This window comes from Lentzea sp. NBRC 105346, from assembly GCF_030269605.1.
Lineage (GTDB): Bacteria > Actinomycetota > Actinomycetes > Mycobacteriales > Pseudonocardiaceae > Lentzea.
In genome coordinates this window covers 250809-265777 of sequence record NZ_BSTQ01000008.1, presented here as the reverse complement: position 1 = coordinate 265777, position 14969 = coordinate 250809, and the positions used below count along the sequence as shown (strand labels likewise).

19 protein-coding genes are annotated in these 14969 nt (G+C 69.7%); 9 read left to right on the top strand and 10 right to left on the bottom strand.

The window, feature by feature from the left end:
• Nucleotides 1–8: 8 nt before the first annotated feature.
• From QSK35_RS19485 to QSK35_RS19475, 3 genes are read right to left on the bottom strand one after another with little or no spacing between them, the layout of a single operon-like run.
• Nucleotides 9–605 (bottom strand): TetR/AcrR family transcriptional regulator, encoded by a 597-nt coding sequence (locus QSK35_RS19485; RefSeq protein WP_285748086.1) that lies wholly within the window; start codon nt 603–605, stop codon nt 9–11.
• Nucleotides 606–618: 13 nt separating this feature from the next.
• Nucleotides 619–1362 carry an SDR family oxidoreductase gene (locus QSK35_RS19480; RefSeq protein ID WP_285748084.1) on the bottom strand — a complete coding sequence of 248 codons (744 nt, stop codon included), beginning with the start codon at nt 1360–1362 and terminating at the stop codon, nt 619–621.
• Nucleotides 1359–2453, bottom strand: coding sequence for an acyl-CoA dehydrogenase family protein (locus QSK35_RS19475; protein WP_285748082.1), 1095 nt, complete (start codon nt 2451–2453; stop codon nt 1359–1361). Before QSK35_RS19475 ends, QSK35_RS19480 begins: the two co-directional genes overlap by 4 nt.
• Nucleotides 2454–2508: 55 nt before the next feature.
• Between QSK35_RS19475 and QSK35_RS19470 the strand changes: the two genes are divergently transcribed.
• The 6 genes from QSK35_RS19470 (at nt 2509) to QSK35_RS19445 (ending at nt 8060) form a co-directional block, all read left to right on the top strand.
• On the top strand, nt 2509–3972 hold the full coding sequence (locus tag QSK35_RS19470; RefSeq protein ID WP_285748080.1) for a FadD3 family acyl-CoA ligase: 1464 nt from the start codon (nt 2509–2511) through the stop codon (nt 3970–3972).
• Entirely contained in the window at nt 3969–4802 is an 834-nt protein-coding gene (locus QSK35_RS19465) for an enoyl-CoA hydratase (RefSeq protein WP_285748077.1), read from the top strand. The genes QSK35_RS19470 and QSK35_RS19465 overlap by 4 nt, the downstream gene beginning before the upstream one ends.
• Complete coding sequence (locus QSK35_RS19460) at nt 4802–5896, top strand: acyl-CoA dehydrogenase family protein (protein WP_285748075.1); 1095 nt, start codon at nt 4802–4804, stop codon at nt 5894–5896. Before QSK35_RS19465 ends, QSK35_RS19460 begins: the two co-directional genes overlap by 1 nt.
• Nucleotides 5893–6690 (top strand): acyl-CoA dehydrogenase family protein, encoded by a 798-nt coding sequence (locus QSK35_RS19455; RefSeq protein WP_285748073.1) that lies wholly within the window; start codon nt 5893–5895, stop codon nt 6688–6690. Before QSK35_RS19460 ends, QSK35_RS19455 begins: the two co-directional genes overlap by 4 nt.
• Nucleotides 6642–7679 carry an acyl-CoA dehydrogenase family protein gene (locus tag QSK35_RS19450; RefSeq protein WP_285748071.1) on the top strand — a complete coding sequence of 346 codons (1038 nt, stop codon included), beginning with the start codon at nt 6642–6644 and terminating at the stop codon, nt 7677–7679. Before QSK35_RS19455 ends, QSK35_RS19450 begins: the two co-directional genes overlap by 49 nt.
• Nucleotides 7680–7778: 99 nt before the next feature.
• Nucleotides 7779–8060, top strand: a complete 282-nt coding sequence (locus QSK35_RS19445; RefSeq protein ID WP_285748069.1) for a hypothetical protein — start codon at nt 7779–7781, stop codon at nt 8058–8060.
• A gap of 147 nt (nt 8061–8207) precedes the next feature.
• Here QSK35_RS19445 and QSK35_RS19440 read toward each other — a convergent pair whose 3' ends face one another.
• The 6 genes from QSK35_RS19440 to QSK35_RS19415 are packed head-to-tail and all read right to left on the bottom strand — an operon-like array spanning nt 8208 to nt 12820.
• Entirely contained in the window at nt 8208–9053 is an 846-nt protein-coding gene (locus tag QSK35_RS19440; protein ID WP_285748067.1) for a patatin-like phospholipase family protein, read from the bottom strand.
• A 33-nt stretch (nt 9054–9086) separates the two neighbouring features.
• Nucleotides 9087–10346, bottom strand: coding sequence for a hypothetical protein (locus tag QSK35_RS19435; RefSeq protein WP_285748066.1), 1260 nt, complete (start codon nt 10344–10346; stop codon nt 9087–9089).
• The gene (locus QSK35_RS19430) at nt 10339–10734 is read right to left on the bottom strand and encodes a PTS sugar transporter subunit IIA (protein ID WP_285748064.1); all 396 of its coding nucleotides are present in this window, start codon (nt 10732–10734) and stop codon (nt 10339–10341) included. Before QSK35_RS19430 ends, QSK35_RS19435 begins: the two co-directional genes overlap by 8 nt.
• Nucleotides 10734–11576: a PTS system mannose/fructose/sorbose family transporter subunit IID gene (locus QSK35_RS19425; RefSeq protein ID WP_285748062.1), complete on the bottom strand. Its 843-nt coding sequence runs from the start codon at nt 11574–11576 to the stop codon at nt 10734–10736. Before QSK35_RS19425 ends, QSK35_RS19430 begins: the two co-directional genes overlap by 1 nt.
• Nucleotides 11560–12318: a PTS mannose/fructose/sorbose/N-acetylgalactosamine transporter subunit IIC gene (locus QSK35_RS19420; RefSeq protein ID WP_285748060.1), complete on the bottom strand. Its 759-nt coding sequence runs from the start codon at nt 12316–12318 to the stop codon at nt 11560–11562. The genes QSK35_RS19425 and QSK35_RS19420 overlap by 17 nt, the downstream gene beginning before the upstream one ends.
• A 13-nt stretch (nt 12319–12331) precedes the next feature.
• Complete coding sequence (locus QSK35_RS19415) at nt 12332–12820, bottom strand: PTS sugar transporter subunit IIB (RefSeq protein WP_285748059.1); 489 nt, start codon at nt 12818–12820, stop codon at nt 12332–12334.
• Nucleotides 12821–12939: 119 nt separating this feature from the next.
• Between QSK35_RS19415 and QSK35_RS19410 the strand changes: the two genes are divergently transcribed.
• The 3 genes from QSK35_RS19410 to QSK35_RS19400 all read left to right on the top strand — a co-directional run bounded on the left by QSK35_RS19410 (nt 12940) and on the right by QSK35_RS19400 (nt 14482).
• Entirely contained in the window at nt 12940–13761 is an 822-nt protein-coding gene (locus tag QSK35_RS19410; protein ID WP_352244125.1) for an SCO6745 family protein, read from the top strand.
• Between the two features lie 5 nt (nt 13762–13766).
• Complete coding sequence (locus QSK35_RS19405) at nt 13767–13982, top strand: hypothetical protein (RefSeq protein ID WP_285748057.1); 216 nt, start codon at nt 13767–13769, stop codon at nt 13980–13982.
• Nucleotides 13983–14146: 164 nt separating this feature from the next.
• Nucleotides 14147–14482 carry an STAS domain-containing protein gene (locus QSK35_RS19400; RefSeq protein ID WP_285748056.1) on the top strand — a complete coding sequence of 112 codons (336 nt, stop codon included), beginning with the start codon at nt 14147–14149 and terminating at the stop codon, nt 14480–14482.
• 47 nt (nt 14483–14529) lie between these two features.
• Here QSK35_RS19400 and QSK35_RS19395 read toward each other — a convergent pair whose 3' ends face one another.
• The gene (locus tag QSK35_RS19395; RefSeq protein WP_285748055.1) at nt 14530–14898 is read right to left on the bottom strand and encodes a hypothetical protein; all 369 of its coding nucleotides are present in this window, start codon (nt 14896–14898) and stop codon (nt 14530–14532) included.
• Nucleotides 14899–14969 lie beyond the last annotated feature (71 nt).

Sequence of the window (14969 nt, the reverse complement as noted above, 5' to 3'; positions counted from 1 at the left end):
GGCCCTCCTCACTTCTTCAACGTCCTCCGGCGTCGGGTGGCGATGCCGTCCAGCAAGATCGAGAGATACTGCTCGGCCACCGCGCGGGCCGAGAGCGCGCCGCCCGGCCGGTACCAGCCGACGGCGACCCACACCGTGTCGCGGATGAACCGGTACACCAGGTCGACGTCCAGGTCCGCGCGGAAGACGCCGGCGCGGACGCCGTCCTCCAGCAGCACGGTCCACAGCTTGCGGAACTCCACGTTGCGGTCGTGCAGGTAGGAGAACCGCTCGAACTGGGCGAGATGCTTCGACTCGTTCTGGTAGATCGCGACCTCGGCGTGGCGGTGGTCGATCGCCTCGAACGACGCGACCACGACCTCGTCGAGCGTCCGGCGCGGCCCCAGTTTCGCCTCGACGATCTCCGCGTACCGGCCGAACAGCTCGTCGAGGAAGGTCCGCAGGATCTCGTCCACCATGGACTCCTTGGAGTCGAAGTGGTGGTAGAGGCTGCCGGACAGGATGCCCGCCGCGTCCGCGATGTCGCGGACGGTCGTCTGGCCGAAGCCGCGTTCCGCGAACATCGAAGCGGCCAGCGCGAGCAACTCGGCGCGACGCCCACTCATCAGCGTTCCTTCCTCACGGGTGTTGACTGCTCACCGACACGACCTCACCCGTCAGGTACGACGAGTAGTCGCTGGCGAGGAACACGATCACATTCGCGACCTCCCACGGCTCGGCGGCGCGCCCGAAAGCCTCCCGGGACACCAGTTCGGTCAACAGCTCCGCACTGGTGACCTTGGTCAAGAACGGGTGCGCCGCCAAGCTGGGGGCGACCGCGTTCACCCGGATGCCGTGTTCGGCCACGTCCATGGCGGCACATCGTGTGAACGCCATGACGCCCGCCTTCGCCGCTGCGTAGTGGGCCTGTCCGCGTTGCGCGCGCCAGCCGAGGACCGACGCGTTGTTAACGACAACACCGCTTTGCTGGGCGACCATTTGGCGCAACGCCGCCCTGGTGCAGCGGAACGTGCCGTTGAGCGTCACGTCGAGCACGCGCGACCACTCGTCGTCGGTCATGTCGACCACCGGCTTCTCACCGCCGAGGCCGGCGTTGTTGACCATCACGTCGATCCGGCCGTACCGCTCGACCGCGCCGCCGATCAGCTCCTGGACCTGCTGCTCGTCGGTGACGTCGCAGACCTGGGCCCACTCGACGCCCAGCCGCTCCTGGGTCTCCTTGAGCCGACGCTCGTGCCAGTCGCTGATCACGACCGTCGCGCCCTCGGCCAGGCACCGCTCCGCGGTCGCCGAGCCGATGCCCGTCCCCGCCGCCGCGGTCACCACGACGATCTTGCCCTCGAGCAGGTTGTGCGCCCTCATTTGGGCAGCCCCAGGATCCGGTGGGCGATGATCCCGCGCTGGATCTCGTCCGACCCGCCGTAGATCGTCTCCGCCCGGCTGAACAGGAACAGCCGCTGCCATTCGTTCATCTCTTCTTCGTAGACCATGGACTCCGGTCCGAGTACCTCCATCGCGAGCTCACCCAGCCGCCGGTGCCAGCCCGACCAGAACAGCTTCGTCACCGACGCCTCCGGTCCGGGCTCCTCGCCCAGTGTGCGCAGCGCGTGCGAGCGCATCACGTGCAGCTCGATCCACGACCTGGTGAGCCGGTCGCGCAGCACCGGGTCGTCGCCGGCCATGGCGATGAGCCCGTCCAGCTGCGCCTGGAACCCGACCTGGTGGCCGAGCATGGCGACGCCGCGTTCGTAGCCGAGCGTCGCCATCGCGATCCGCCAGCCGTCACCGGGCTCGCCGACGACGTTCGCCGCGGCCGTGCGCGCGCCGTCGAAGAAGACCTCGTTGAACTCCGACGTCCCGGTCAGCTGGCGGATCGGTCGCACGGTCACGCCGTCCTGGTGCATGGGCACCAGGAGGTACGACAGTCCCGCGTGTCTCGACGAGCCGGGCGTGGTGCGCGCGAGCACGAAACACCAGTCGGCCACGTGCGCCAGCGACGTCCAGATCTTCTGACCGGTGATCACCCACTCGCCGTCATCCAGCACCGCCCTCGTGCTGACGGCGGCGAGGTCGGACCCGGCGCCGGGCTCGGAGTATCCCTGGCACCACAGCTCCTCGACGGCCCTGATCTTCGGCAGGAACCGTTGCCGTTGCTCGGGTGTGCCGAACTCGCACAGCGTCGGTCCCAGCAGTCCCTCGCCGACGACGTTGACCCGCGCGGGCGCACCGGCGCGGGCGTACTCCTCGTGGAAGGCGACCTGTTCCTCGATGGACCGGCCGCCGGGCCAGCCGAGGCACGTCCACCCGTGCGCGGCCAGGTGCCGGTCCCACTTCAGCCTCAGCTCGAACGCCTCGTGCTCGCGGCCAGGCCCGCCCAGCCCCCTCAGGCCGGCGAACTCGCCGACCAGGTTGGCGGACAACCACTCCCGCACCTCACGCCGGAAGGACTCCACGCGGCACCTCCTGCGGTGTAGGCTACCCGACCAAGCACTTGCTTTGGAGGTGCTCGTGCGGCTCGATCCAAGCAGGGAAACGGTTTCAGGCGCTCTGCGGCACGCGGCCACCACCTGGAGCGACGCGGAAGCGTTGGTGGACGGCGATATCCGCCTCACGTGGGCCGCGTTGGACGACCGTGTCCGGACGGCCGCGCGAGCGCTGGCGGGCATGGGGGTCCAGCCGGGCGACCGGGTCGCGCTGTGCTCCCCCAACTCGGCCGACTGGGTGATCGCCGCGCTGGGCGTGCTGTGCGCGGGCGCCGTGCTGGTGCCGATCAACACCCGGTTCACCGCGCCCGAGACGCACGACGTGCTGGAGCGCAGCAACGCGCGGGCGCTGTTGGTCATCGGCGAGTTCCTCGGGCGTGACCGGGCCGCCGAGTTGCCGAGTACGCCGGAGATCGTCGTCCGGCTGCCGTTCTCCTGGGATGACGCGGACGCCGAGTTACCGGAAGCCGGCCCGGACGACCTGTGCGACATCCTGTTCACGTCCGGCACGACCGGCCGCAGCAAGGGTGCGATGAGCGCGCACCGGCAGTCGCTCGGTGTCGCCGCGGCGTGGGCGGCCTGTGGCGGGCTGACCCCGGCCGACCGGTACCTCGTGGTGAACCCGTTCTTCCACAGCTTCGGGTACAAGGCCGGGATCCTGGCGTGCGTGCTGACCGGCGCGACGATCGTGCCGCAGCCTGTCTTCGACATCGCGGAAACCATGCGGCTCGTCGAGCGCGAGCGGATCACCGTGCTGCCCGGCCCGCCGACGATCTACCAGACGATGCTCGACAACCCCGGCGCGCACGACCTGTCCAGCCTGCGTCTCGCGGTGACGGGTGCGGCGGTCGTGCCGGTGGCGCTGGTCGAGCGGATGCAGTCCGAGATGGGCTTCTCGACCGTGCTCACCGCGTACGGGCTGACCGAGGCCGTGGTGGCGACGATGTGCCGTCCCGACGACTCCCCTGAGACCGTCGCGCACACGTGTGGGCGCGCGACCGCGGGGTTCGAGTTACGGCTGGGCGAGCACGACGAGGTGTTGCTGCGCGGCCCCAACGTGATGCTCGGCTATCTCGACGACCCCGAGGCAACGGCGGCGGCGATCGACGCGGACGGCTGGCTGCACACCGGGGACGTCGGCCGGCTCTCCCCCGACGGCTACCTCACCATCACTGACCGGTTGAAGGACATGTACATCTGCGGTGGCTTCAACGTGTACCCGGCCGAGGTCGAGCAGGTGCTCGCGCGGCTGAGCGGGGTCGCGGAGTCCGCCGTGGTGGGCATGGCCGACGACCGGCTGGGCGAGGTCGGCGTCGCGCACGTCGTGACGTCGCCGGGGCGTTCGCTGACCGAGGAGGAGGTCATCGAGTTCTGCCGGTCGCGGCTGGCGAACTACAAGGTGCCGCGGGCGGTCGAGTTCCATCCGTCGCTGCCGCGCAACCCCGGCGGCAAAGTCCTGAAGTACCTGCTGCGCAAGGAGAACGGATGAGTGTCGTCGAGTACGAGCGGCGCGGTGCGGTGGCCGTCGTCACCATGAACCGGCCCGAGTACCGCAACGCGCAGAACTCGGCGATGACCTACGCGCTGGACGAGGCGTTCACCAGAGCGGTCGACGACGACGAGGTCGCCGTGATCGTGCTGGCCGGCGCGGGCGACCACTTCTCCGCGGGGCACGACATCGGTTCGCCGGGCCGGGACGTGGACATCTCGTTCGAACGCAAGGCGGTCATGTGGTGGGACCATGTGGGCCGGCCCGGCGGCGACCAGCGCTACGCCCGTGAGATGGAGGTCTACCTCGGGATGTGCCGCCGCTGGCGGGAGATCCCCAAGCCGACGATCGCGATGGTGCAGGGCGCGTGCGTCGCGGGTGGCCTGATGCTGGCGTGGGTGTGCGACCTGATCGTGGCGGCCGAGGACGCGTTCTTCGCCGATCCCGTGGTGCGCATGGGGATTCCCGGCGTCGAGTACTTCGCGCACCCGTGGGTGCTGGGGCCACGCGCGGCCAAGGAGGTGCTATTCACCGGCGACAGGTTCTCCGCTCAGCGCGCCTACGAGTGGGGCATGGTCAGCCGGGTCGTGGACAGGGACTCGTTGGCAGATGAGACCTTCCAGCTCGCCGAGCGGATCGGGAAGATGCCGCAGTTCGGGCTCGCGCTGGCGAAACGGGCGGTGAACCAGTCCGAGGACCTGATGGGCATGCGGGCCGGGATGGACTCGGTGTTCGGGCTGCACCACTTCGCCCACGCGCACAACGCCGAGGTGGGCACGGACGCGCTGGCGGGCATGGACGCTCGCGCGATGAAGAAGGCCCAGGGCTGATGGACCTCGACCTGGACGCGGAGACGCTGGAGTTCCAGGCCGAGGTGCGAGCCTGGCTTTCGAGTCACGTACGACGCTTGTCCTCATTGGACACTTCTGAAGGTTTCGCGGAACACCGCGCCTGGGAGCGCGAACTGGCGGAGGCAAGGCTGTCGGTGGTGTCGTGGCCCGAGGAGTTCGGCGGCCGGGACGCGTCACTGCTGCAGTGGCTGGTGTTCGAGGAGGAATACCACTCTGTTCAGGCACCCGCGAGGGTGAGCCAGAACGGGATCTTCCTGCTGGCACCGACGTTGTTCACGTTCGGCACGGACGAGCAGCGCAAGCGGCTGCTTCCCGCGATGGCGCGCGCGGACGAGGTGTGGGCGCAGGCATGGTCGGAACCCGAGGCGGGCAGTGACCTGGCGTCGTTGCGCAGCACCGCGGTGCAGTGCGAAGGCGGCTGGCTGTTGCGCGGCCAGAAGACGTGGAGCTCGCGGGCGGCGTTCGCGGACAAGGCGTTCGGCCTGTTCCGGAGCGATCCCACCGCCTCCCGGCACAAGGGCTTGACGTACCTGATGTTCGACTTGAAAGCGCCGGGTGTGACGGTCCGCCCGATCGCCCAGCTCGACGGTGAACCGGGCTTCGCGGAGATCTTCCTGGACGACGTGTTCGTGCCCGATCGGGACGTGATCGGCGAGCCCGGCGACGGGTGGCGCGTCGCGATGAGCACCGCGAGCAGCGAGCGCGGCCTGACGTTGCGCAGTCCCGGCCGCTTCGTGGCCGCCGCGTCCCGGCTGGTCTCGTTGTACCGCGCGAACCCCGACCCGGCCCTGCGCGACCGCGTCGTGGACGCGTGGATCGGCGCCCAGGCGTACCGGCTGCACACGTTCGGCACGCTCGCGCGCCCGGCGTCCGGCCCGGAGGTCAGCGTCACCAAGGTGTTCTGGTCGGAGCTCGACGTCGCGCTGCACGAGACCGCGCTGGACCTGCTGGGCGAGGTCGCTCCGGAGTGGCGCGACGGCTGGCTGTTCTCGCTGGCCGGTCCGATCTACGCGGGCACGAACGAGATCCAGCGCAACGTGATCGCCGAACGACTGCTGGGGCTGCCACGATGAGGTTCGCGCTGTCCGACGAGCAGACGCAGTTCGCTTCGGTGCTGCACGACTTCCTGGCGGCCGGCCACCGCGACCTGAGCCGGATCGGTGTCACGGACGTGACCGACCCGGCCGACCTGGTGGTCGTGTTCGACGAGCTGGGCGACCACGCCGTGCCCGGCCCGCTGATCGAGTCGATCGCGGTCACGCCCGCGCTGGGCGTCTCCCCCGGCTCGATCGCCTTCCCGCCCCACATGCCTTATGCCGTGGAGGCCTCTCGCTACTACCTGGTCGAGGGAACCACGCTGCGCGAGGCACTTCCCGGCACTCCACTGTCCTCAGTAGACCCAAGCCGCCGGCTGTTCGAGCTGGTAGGCGGCGACGTGATCGCCACGGGCATCCCGGACGTGTTCGATTTGGGCGTCCTGGCGTGTGCCGCGCAGCTGCTGGGTCTGGGCCGGGCGATGCTGGAGCTGGCGTGCTCGCACGCACGTGTGCGCACCCAGTTCGGCAAACCGATCGGGAGCTTCCAGGCGGTCAAGCACCAGCTCGCGGACGTCCTGATCGGCCTGGAACTGGCGCGTCCCCTGGTCTTCGGCGCCGCGGTGACCCTGGCGACCCGTGACGTCTCGGCCGCCAAGGTGGCCGCAGGCGACGCCGCTCAACGTGCCGCCCGAGCCGCCCTGCAGGTGCACGGCGCCATCGGCTACACCGCCGAACATCCACTGGGCCAGTTCCTGCTGCGGACCCGAGCGCTGGTCAGCGCATGGGGCAGCCAGTCACTGCACCGAGCCCGCGTGCTGGAGGCGTTGTGAACTCCGAACAACTCGCATTGCGCTCCTCGGTCCGCGCTCTCCTGGCCAAGCACTCCGACGTGCGCAAGGCGATGGAGCTGCCGCGCGGCCACGATCCCGACCTGTGGCTGCGCCTGTGCGACATCGGCGTGCTGCCGATCCCGGCCGAGTACGGCGGCTCCGGCGCCTCGCTCGCCGAAACGCACATCGTGCTCGAGGAGCTGGGCCGCACCCTCACCCCGAGCCCCCTGCTCGGTGCGACGATCGCCGTCCAGGCCCTGCTCGCCACCGGCAACGACGAGGCGTGCCGGCGGCTCCTGCCGGGCATCGCGGCTGGCACCACGCTCGCCGCTCTGGTGTCGTCGGACGCTAGCGAACGTGACGCTCAGGGACATAGAAGTACCCAAACGTCACGTTCGCTAGTGCTGGACGGGGATGTGGCGGACGTGCTGCTGGTGGCTGATGGCTCGTCGCTGTTCGAGGTCTCGCCCGATCAGCCCGGTGTCTCGCGCGTCCACACGCCCACCATGGACCCGACCCGCCGCCTGGCCCGGATCACCCTGACCGGTCCCGCCCGTACCCGCCTCGGCCCGGCGCCCGACCTCGGCCACGTCGCACTGGCCGCGCTTGCCGCCGAACAGGTCGGGGCCGCCGCCCGTTGCCTGGAACTCACCGTTTCGTACACCAAGGGACGGGTCCAGTTCGGCCGGCCGATCGCGTCCTTCCAGGCGTTGCAACACCGCATGGCCGACCTGCACGTGCTGGTCGAGACCGCGCGCTCGGCCGCCCTGGCCGCCACAGATCCCGTGTCGGCGGCCGTCGCGAAGGTCTACTGCTCCGAGGCGTTCAGCAAAGTCGCGGCGGAGATGATCCAGCTGCACGGCGGTATCGCGATCACGTGGGAGCACGACGCGCACCTCTACTTCAAGCGGGCACACGGCAGTGCGCAACTGTTCGGCAGTCCGGCCGAGCATGTTCGTCGCCTGACGGCCATGCTACAACCCGCCTGACGTCCACTGTGGACCGCCGAAGTTACCGGCCGGAAAGGACCCCGGCAGGGACTTTGGTCCCTGGAGTCGATCCAGCCCGCTGCCGACAGTGGTGATGTCATGCCGCCGATCGGAAGGCGTTCCGTGCTCCAGTCCGCCGCCAGATGCACGGCCATCAGCATTACCAATTACTTCGACGAGGTCGTCGACCAGCTCGGCCGAGCGGGCATCTCGGTCGACTCCGTCGCCATCGACCTGTCCCCCGCCGAGCCGATGCGCGGCCAGCTCACCACGGGCCTCGGTCCCGTGTTGCGCTGGCGCGAGGACCTCGGCTGGACCTCCGGCGCACGCTCCGCGGGCCCGGCCGCGCACCCTGGGGAGGTGGCGCGCCTGCTCGCCTGAACTGGCGTTCTACCACCGGTCAAGGTCGTAAGTCCCTGGCGCCGAACGGGGGTGCCCAGGGCACCCTGAACAGTGGCGCCGGCGCGCGGGGATGCAGATGTCACAGTCGAACCACCCGAACGCCGGCGTCGCCGGTCAATCATCCGGTCAGGAATGCGGATGCCCGGTATCAGGATGCAGCGGCATCGCGGGCGCGCCCGCCTCCAGCCATTCCCGCGTCTGCCGGTGCGCCCGATCGATCAGCTCCTTCGATTGACTGAAGTCCGCGGGCGACGTGTGCACCGGACACAGTGACGGCACCACCTTGAGCTCCACTTCGTCCCGATAGCGCTCGATGTCCAGCCGCAGCCGGTGGTTGACGGCGAGCGTCACCGCCTGCAGCACCATGTCCAGCGCGGTTGCCGGCGGTTCCGTCAAGGAGCACGCGTACCCGGTCGGCAGCACCCACACGGGATCGCCGCCCTTCATCACCGCGTGGGACACGGGGTTGTTGTTCACCGCCCCGCCGTCCATCAGGTACAGCTCGCCGATCCTGATGGGCTTGAACACGCCCGGGATGGCCGTGCTCGCCAGGACCGACTCGACCGTGTCACCCGTTGAGAGCAGCACCTCCTCACCGTGCACGACGTCTGTGGCGGTGACGTGGATCGGGATCTCCGCGTCCTCCAGCTTGTCGTACGGCAGGTTCTTCTCGAGGATGCGGCGCAGGCCCGAGTTCGGCACCAGGTAGTTGATGCAGCGCAGTGCCCCGAGCGTGATCGTCGGCGGGCAGACCGGGAAGATGTCGTTGCGCGACAAGGAAATCCAGAGGTCCGCGAGTGCCTTGATCCCCTCGGTGTCGGGCCGCGCCGCGATCCAGGCCCCGTTGACGGCGCCCACGGACGTGCCGCACACCAGGTCCGGCCGGATGCCGGCCTCGGCCAGCGCGGCGAGCATGCCGGCTTCGACCGCGCCCAGGCTACCGCCGCCGGCCAGCACAAACGCGGTCGTCATGCGGTTCACCGTCTCAGCACCGCGCCGGGTGCGCTAGGGGCCAGTTCGGGCTCGCTTCAGCAACCCGGCGATGTGGGCCAGGAGCAGGTCGGCCGCTGGGGCGTCGAAGAGGCTGATCATCGCCTCGTAGACCTGGCGTTCATGACCGTCGGCATCGGCGACGTAGCCGAAGTAGCCGTCGCTGTAGCCCGCGACCCGCGTCACCGGGAACGGGCTGGCGGCGCGGATGCGCAGGCCCAGCGAGCCGAACAGCTCCACCGGCAGGTGCACCCACGCGACGTCCCCGAGCGTCACCACGCTCACCGGAAGTTCCATGGTGGTCGGCAGGTCGACGTCCACCAGCTGCGCGAGCGCTCGCGCGCCCTCGGCGTTGGTCTGGCTGATCCGCCCGGCCGGGGTGTCCGGGAACGTCTGCTCGGCGCACAGCGGAACCGCGTCCGGCACCTCGCGCACCGGCAGGGAGACCGTGCTGCGGAAGACGCGCGGCGCGATCGACGGCAGCGGCCGCGAGCGGTCGACCAGCGCGGTGAGGATAGTGTCCGCGAGCAGCGCACCGATCCGCGACACCTCGCCGTGACCGCGGCCGCGGCGGGTGAACCGGGGGCTCGCGTCGCCCGCGGCGCCCTGCAGGAACCCGACCGTCGCGGACAACGCCGACGAAAGTGCCGTGCGTGCGGCGCCGGGCCAGTCCGCCGACCACGCCAGGTTCTCCGGCCCCAGCACCGTCGGGTGGCTGGCGAAGTCGAAGAGCAACCCGTCGATCGTGCCCTCGTTGCCTTTGATCGCGAGGACCCCGGTCGTGTTGTCGTGCGGCCCGTCCGGACTGTGCCGGTTCGTCCCGACCCCGCTCGCCGGCGCCTCGCACCACGACAGCGTCACCGGATGCCTCGCCGCCGGCAACGCGCGCAGAGCCTCGTCGGCCGTGCCGACCAGTGCCGCGACCAGGTCGTCGTCACGGCCGCCGGGAATGCCTGGGTGCAGCCGGCACGTCCAGCCCAGCGGCGCCGCGTGCGTGTGCGACGCACACACGACGACGTGCTCGGCCGGGATCCCGAGCCGTGCCGTCGCCCGCTCCTTGAGTCTCTGGGTGAGCTCGGCGTCGACGGCGAGCGAGTCGAGGCACAGCCACAGCACGCCCGGTTCGTCGGCGGTGCCGAGCCACAGCGCGCTGACCTCCAGCGCGTCGTGCGAGTGCGTGGCCCCGTTCAGCCCTCGCGCGACATAGCCGCCCAACGGAAACCCGGCAGGCGGCGTGACATTGCGTTGTGCGCCCGCGAACAGCAGCTCAGCCACCGTTGGCCCTCGCGGTGAGCTTGACGTGCGCGACGCCGGACCGTCCGGCCTCGACGGCGGCCGCGGCCAGCTCGGCAGCGCAGGTCGCCTTGTTGGTGAGCACCTCGATGACCATGGGCAGGCTGGCGCCGGTGAGCACCTCGACGCCCGTGCGCAGCGCGCCCTCCACCGCGGCGACGTTGTGCGGCGTGCCGCCGAAAACGTCCGTGAGCACGACCGCCTGTTCGGCGTCTTCGAGGGCGCGCACCAGGTCCGCACGCAATCCTTCGGGCGACTGTTCCGGTGGCAGTTCGACGACGTGCAGGTGCTCCTGGGCGCCGAGAATCAGTTCGGCGGCGTCGCGCAGTCCGCTGGGCAGCGTTCCGTGTCCGACGATGACGATCCGCATCACTTTGGCACCTCCGGCACGAACCAGCCGAGCCAGCCGAGCGCGATGCCGACCACAGCGACGATCGAGATGATCCAGACGAGCTTCAGGCGGAACTTCTTGATCAGCAGGTAGGTCGCCGCCGTGACGAGCACCGGCAGCAGGTACGGCAGCATGGCGTCGAGCTGCTCCTGGACCTTGACCTCCTGCACGGACTGCTGGCCCTGCACGGAGATCTGCTGCCGGTAGGTCAGCGGCGTGGCGATCTTGACGATGGACGGGATGAACCCGCCGAGCACGACTAGCCCCAGCACCGTGGCGCCCTCGGTCAGCCGCGCGAGCGCCCCGGTCGCGAGCCGGGCGGCGAGCTTCGCGCCCTGCCGGTAGGCCCACAGGAACTGCCAGCGGCGCACCGCGAAGTACGGCACGAGCACCATCACCGTCGTGAAGAGCGGCCCCAGGATGTTGCCCTGCAACGCCAGCGAGGCGCCGATGGTGAAGATGATGCTGTTGTAGAGCGCGAACGTGATCGTGTCGCCGATGCCCGCGAGCGGTCCCATCAACCCGACCTTGATGCCGTGCGCGGACGACTTCGCGCCAGCTTCCTCCATCGCGATCGCGGCACCGAGCACCAGCGGTCCGCCGATGAACGGCGAGGTGTTGAAGAACTGCAGGTGCCGCTTGAGGGCTTCGCTGTAGCTCTCCCGGTCCGGGTTGAGGCGGCGCAGCACGGGTTCGATGGCGTAGCAGAAGCCGAGGGCCTGCATGCGTTCGTAGTTCCACGAGATCTGGAACGACCAGAAGTAGCGCCAGAACGCCTTGTTCAGGTCGGTGCGCGTGAGCGTGTCAGTGGGCTGGGACATCGACGTTCTCCTTGCGCAGCGCCATGAACAGGCCGGCGACGGCCAGGCCGAAGAGGGCGACGCCGAGCAGCGGCACCTTGAGGTAGGCGAACAACACGTAGCCGAGGATCGGCAGGTACCAGTACTGGCGCAGCGGCATCACGGTCAGCAGCAACGCGAAACCCACGGCGGGCAAAAGGGACCCGGCCAGCGCCATGCCCTTGGTGAACCCCGGCGGGATCGACTGGGTGATCTCCTGCACGACTCCGGTCGACGCGGCCCACGCGGCCAGGAAGGTCGGAATCGCCCGGACGGCCGCCCATGGGATGAACGCCGTCCAGTGCATCAGCGCGATGCCTCTTCCGTTGCCTTCCATGGCATATCGGTCGGCGCGGTGGATCCAGAACGTCGGCAGGAACCGGCCGATCGGGTCGCCCGCGGCCAGCAGCAGGGCCGCGGGCAACCCGATGCCGAGCCCGATCGCGATCTGCTCGTTCATCGGTGCCGTCGTGGACGCGGCGAGCGCCGTGCCGACGATGGCGCCGGTCTGGTAGTCCGGAATCGTCGCGCCGCCGTAGGTGTAGACGCCGAGCGCGGTGAGCTCGAGCGTCGCGCCGATCGCCATCCCGAGCACCGGTTGCCCGACGATGAGGCCGGCCAGCGTGCCCGCGATGAGCGGGCGACTGGCGAAGATCAGGTTCGGTCCGAGCGCGTCGTAGATGCACGCGATGCTGAGCAGGGTCAGCAGGATCGCGACGACCACGTTGTTGTTCCCCTCACAACGATTTCTTGTCCAGCAGCCCGATGAAGTCGGTTCGCTTGTCCGTAGGCATCAACTGCGAGACGACCTCGACTTTTTGTGCCAGCTCGCGATACCCGGCGGCCTGTTCTCTCGTGACGGCAACGGATCGCGTGACCATGACGAAGTCGGTCCCAGGCTCGGGCGCGGCGTTCCCGACGTTGACCGCCGCGGCAGGCAGCCCCTCCAGGACGAGCCGGAACGCGTCCTCTGCCTGCCGCGCGATCACCATCACCCGCTCCTCCCCCCGAAGCGGGTCGCGGCAGAACTCCACCGCGTCGCGAATACCGAGCACCGCAGTCGGCACCCCTCGAGCCGACTGTGGCAACAGCATCCGCTGGAACTCGTCAACCGCGACCTCGTCGTTGGCGACGACCAACCGGTCGACCCCGAGGTATCCGACCCACGCCAGCGTCACCTGCCCGTGGATCAACCGGTTGTCGACGCGAAGCTCGATGACCCCCAACACCAACCTCCCACGCCGTTCCGCGGTTCGACGATACTGGGCTAGACCAGTATTTGTCACCACTCTCCGCTATGTTGAAGTTACCGACCGGTCAGTTTGTTCATTTGTGGAGGTGGACGTTGATCAGGGCCTTATGGCGCAGCCTGGAAGCGGTACACGGGATGATCTACTTCGCGCCGGAGGCGCACACGCGCTACGCCGCGGTGGGCCTCGATCCCGCGGCCGGCTACTTCGCCTCGCGGGCGGCGGCCCTCGGACCGGTCTCGGCGGAGACCGTCATCGCCACCTTCTACAACTTCCGCCCAGGCCGCGTCCGCGAGTCCATCCCCGCCGCGTGGGAAAAAGCCACCCCGTCGCAGTTGATCACCCTCCGGCTTGAGGCCGCCGACGAAGCACTGCGCCGCGGGCTTGGCCCCTTGATCTCCTCGGTGTCCGAGGTGGCCGGCCTGGCCCGAATCGCCGCCGAGCACGCTTCTTCGATGCTGCACGGGCGTCCACTTTTCGCCGCGCACGCCGCCCTGCCGTGGCCCACCGAACCCCACCTCGTGCTGTGGCACGCCCAGACCCTGCTGCGCGAGTTCCGCGGCGACGGCCACCTCGCCGCGCTGCTGATGGAGGGGCTCAGCGGCCTCGAGGCACTGGTCATCCACGCCGCGAGCGGCGAGGTACCCGCCGAGTCGCTACGCAAGACGCGCGGGTGGTCCACAGAGGACTGGGAGGCCGCCGTCGCTTCCCTGACTTCCCGCGGCTTGCTCACCGCCGACCGGACGCTTTCGCCGGACGGGCTCACGCTGCGGCAGCGGGTTGAGGATCGCACCGACGCCATGGCCGCTCCCGCCTACGACACTTTGGGCGAGGACAAGCGGGCTCGGTTGATCGAGCTCGGGGCCCCGCTCAGTCAGGCGATCGTCGCGGCGGGCATGGTGCCGATCAAGAAGTGACCGGCGTGCGGTGGGCTGGTCGGATCGTCGACCGATCGGCCCGCCGCGCGGGCCGGCTTGCCCGATGGGGCAACCTGCCGAGCGAGCGGCTGGCCCACCACGTCGACCTGCCGGGCTGCACGACCAGCCAGCTGCACCAGACCCGCCGCCTGCGATCTCCGCCCGTGCACCCGCCGCCGTGCACCTCGTGTCAGTCAGCCCACGTGCGGATGGTCAGCTGATGCCGCTTCCCCCGCGCGCTTCCTTATGCGCTCAGAGCGTACCGAGCCGGTCTGACAATTTCGGAGCAGCGGCCCAGTTCGCCTCAAAAGGCGCATCGAACGTCACCCGGTCGGAGCGACCGGCGGCGGGCCGGTGGCGTACGGTGGGCCGCATCAGTGATCTCATGACAGTACAGACCATTACCCGTGACGGCGTCCCCGTGGTGACCGTCGCGGGCGAGGTCGACATGTCCACGGCCGGCCCCTTCCTCGCCGAGATGACCACTCAGCTCTCGCTCGCACCGGCCGGCCTCGTCGTCGACCTCAGGGCCGTGTCGTTCTTCGGGTCCGCGGGCGTGGGAGCGCTGCTCGCGGCCCGCGACTGCCCGGTGCGCGTCGTCGTGGTGACGGCACGGCCGATCGTGTTGCGCATGCTGGAGATCACGAACCTCGACCGCCTCTTCGACGTGCGCCGCACGCTCCCCGAAGCACTCAGAGCCCTCCGCGGACAACCGACCTGAACGCGGACAGCGAACCTGAACGCGGACAGCCGACCTGGAAAAGGAACCTAGGCCAGCCGACGTCGATCCGCCGCAGCGGCGGCACGGTGCCGCTGCGCGCTTGCCCGATGAGCGGCCGCCCCCTCCCCAGGGAAGCAGGCGGCGTGGTCGTGGGCGATGGCGGCCCGTTCGTGCGCGAGAGCGGCGCTGCGCAGGCTGGCCCGCAGTCGCAGTTCGGCCTCCTGAGCGTGGCGGCGCGCCTGCATGAGGGCGACCATCGCCTGCGCGACGTCCGCCTCCGAGGAGGACACGCGGACGCCCGCGGCCAGTTCGGCGTGCCGGGTTGCCAGGTCGTGCAGACGCAGCGAGACGCCGCGGGCCCGGGAGGCCAGCTGGTCGTGAAAGTCTTCGCGCGCCACGGAATTCAGGCTACTCACTCCAGGGGCACGGAGGTGCGGCGACAGGAGGGGGACTGTCGCCGCACCCCGAGGTGAGCACGTGATGTGCT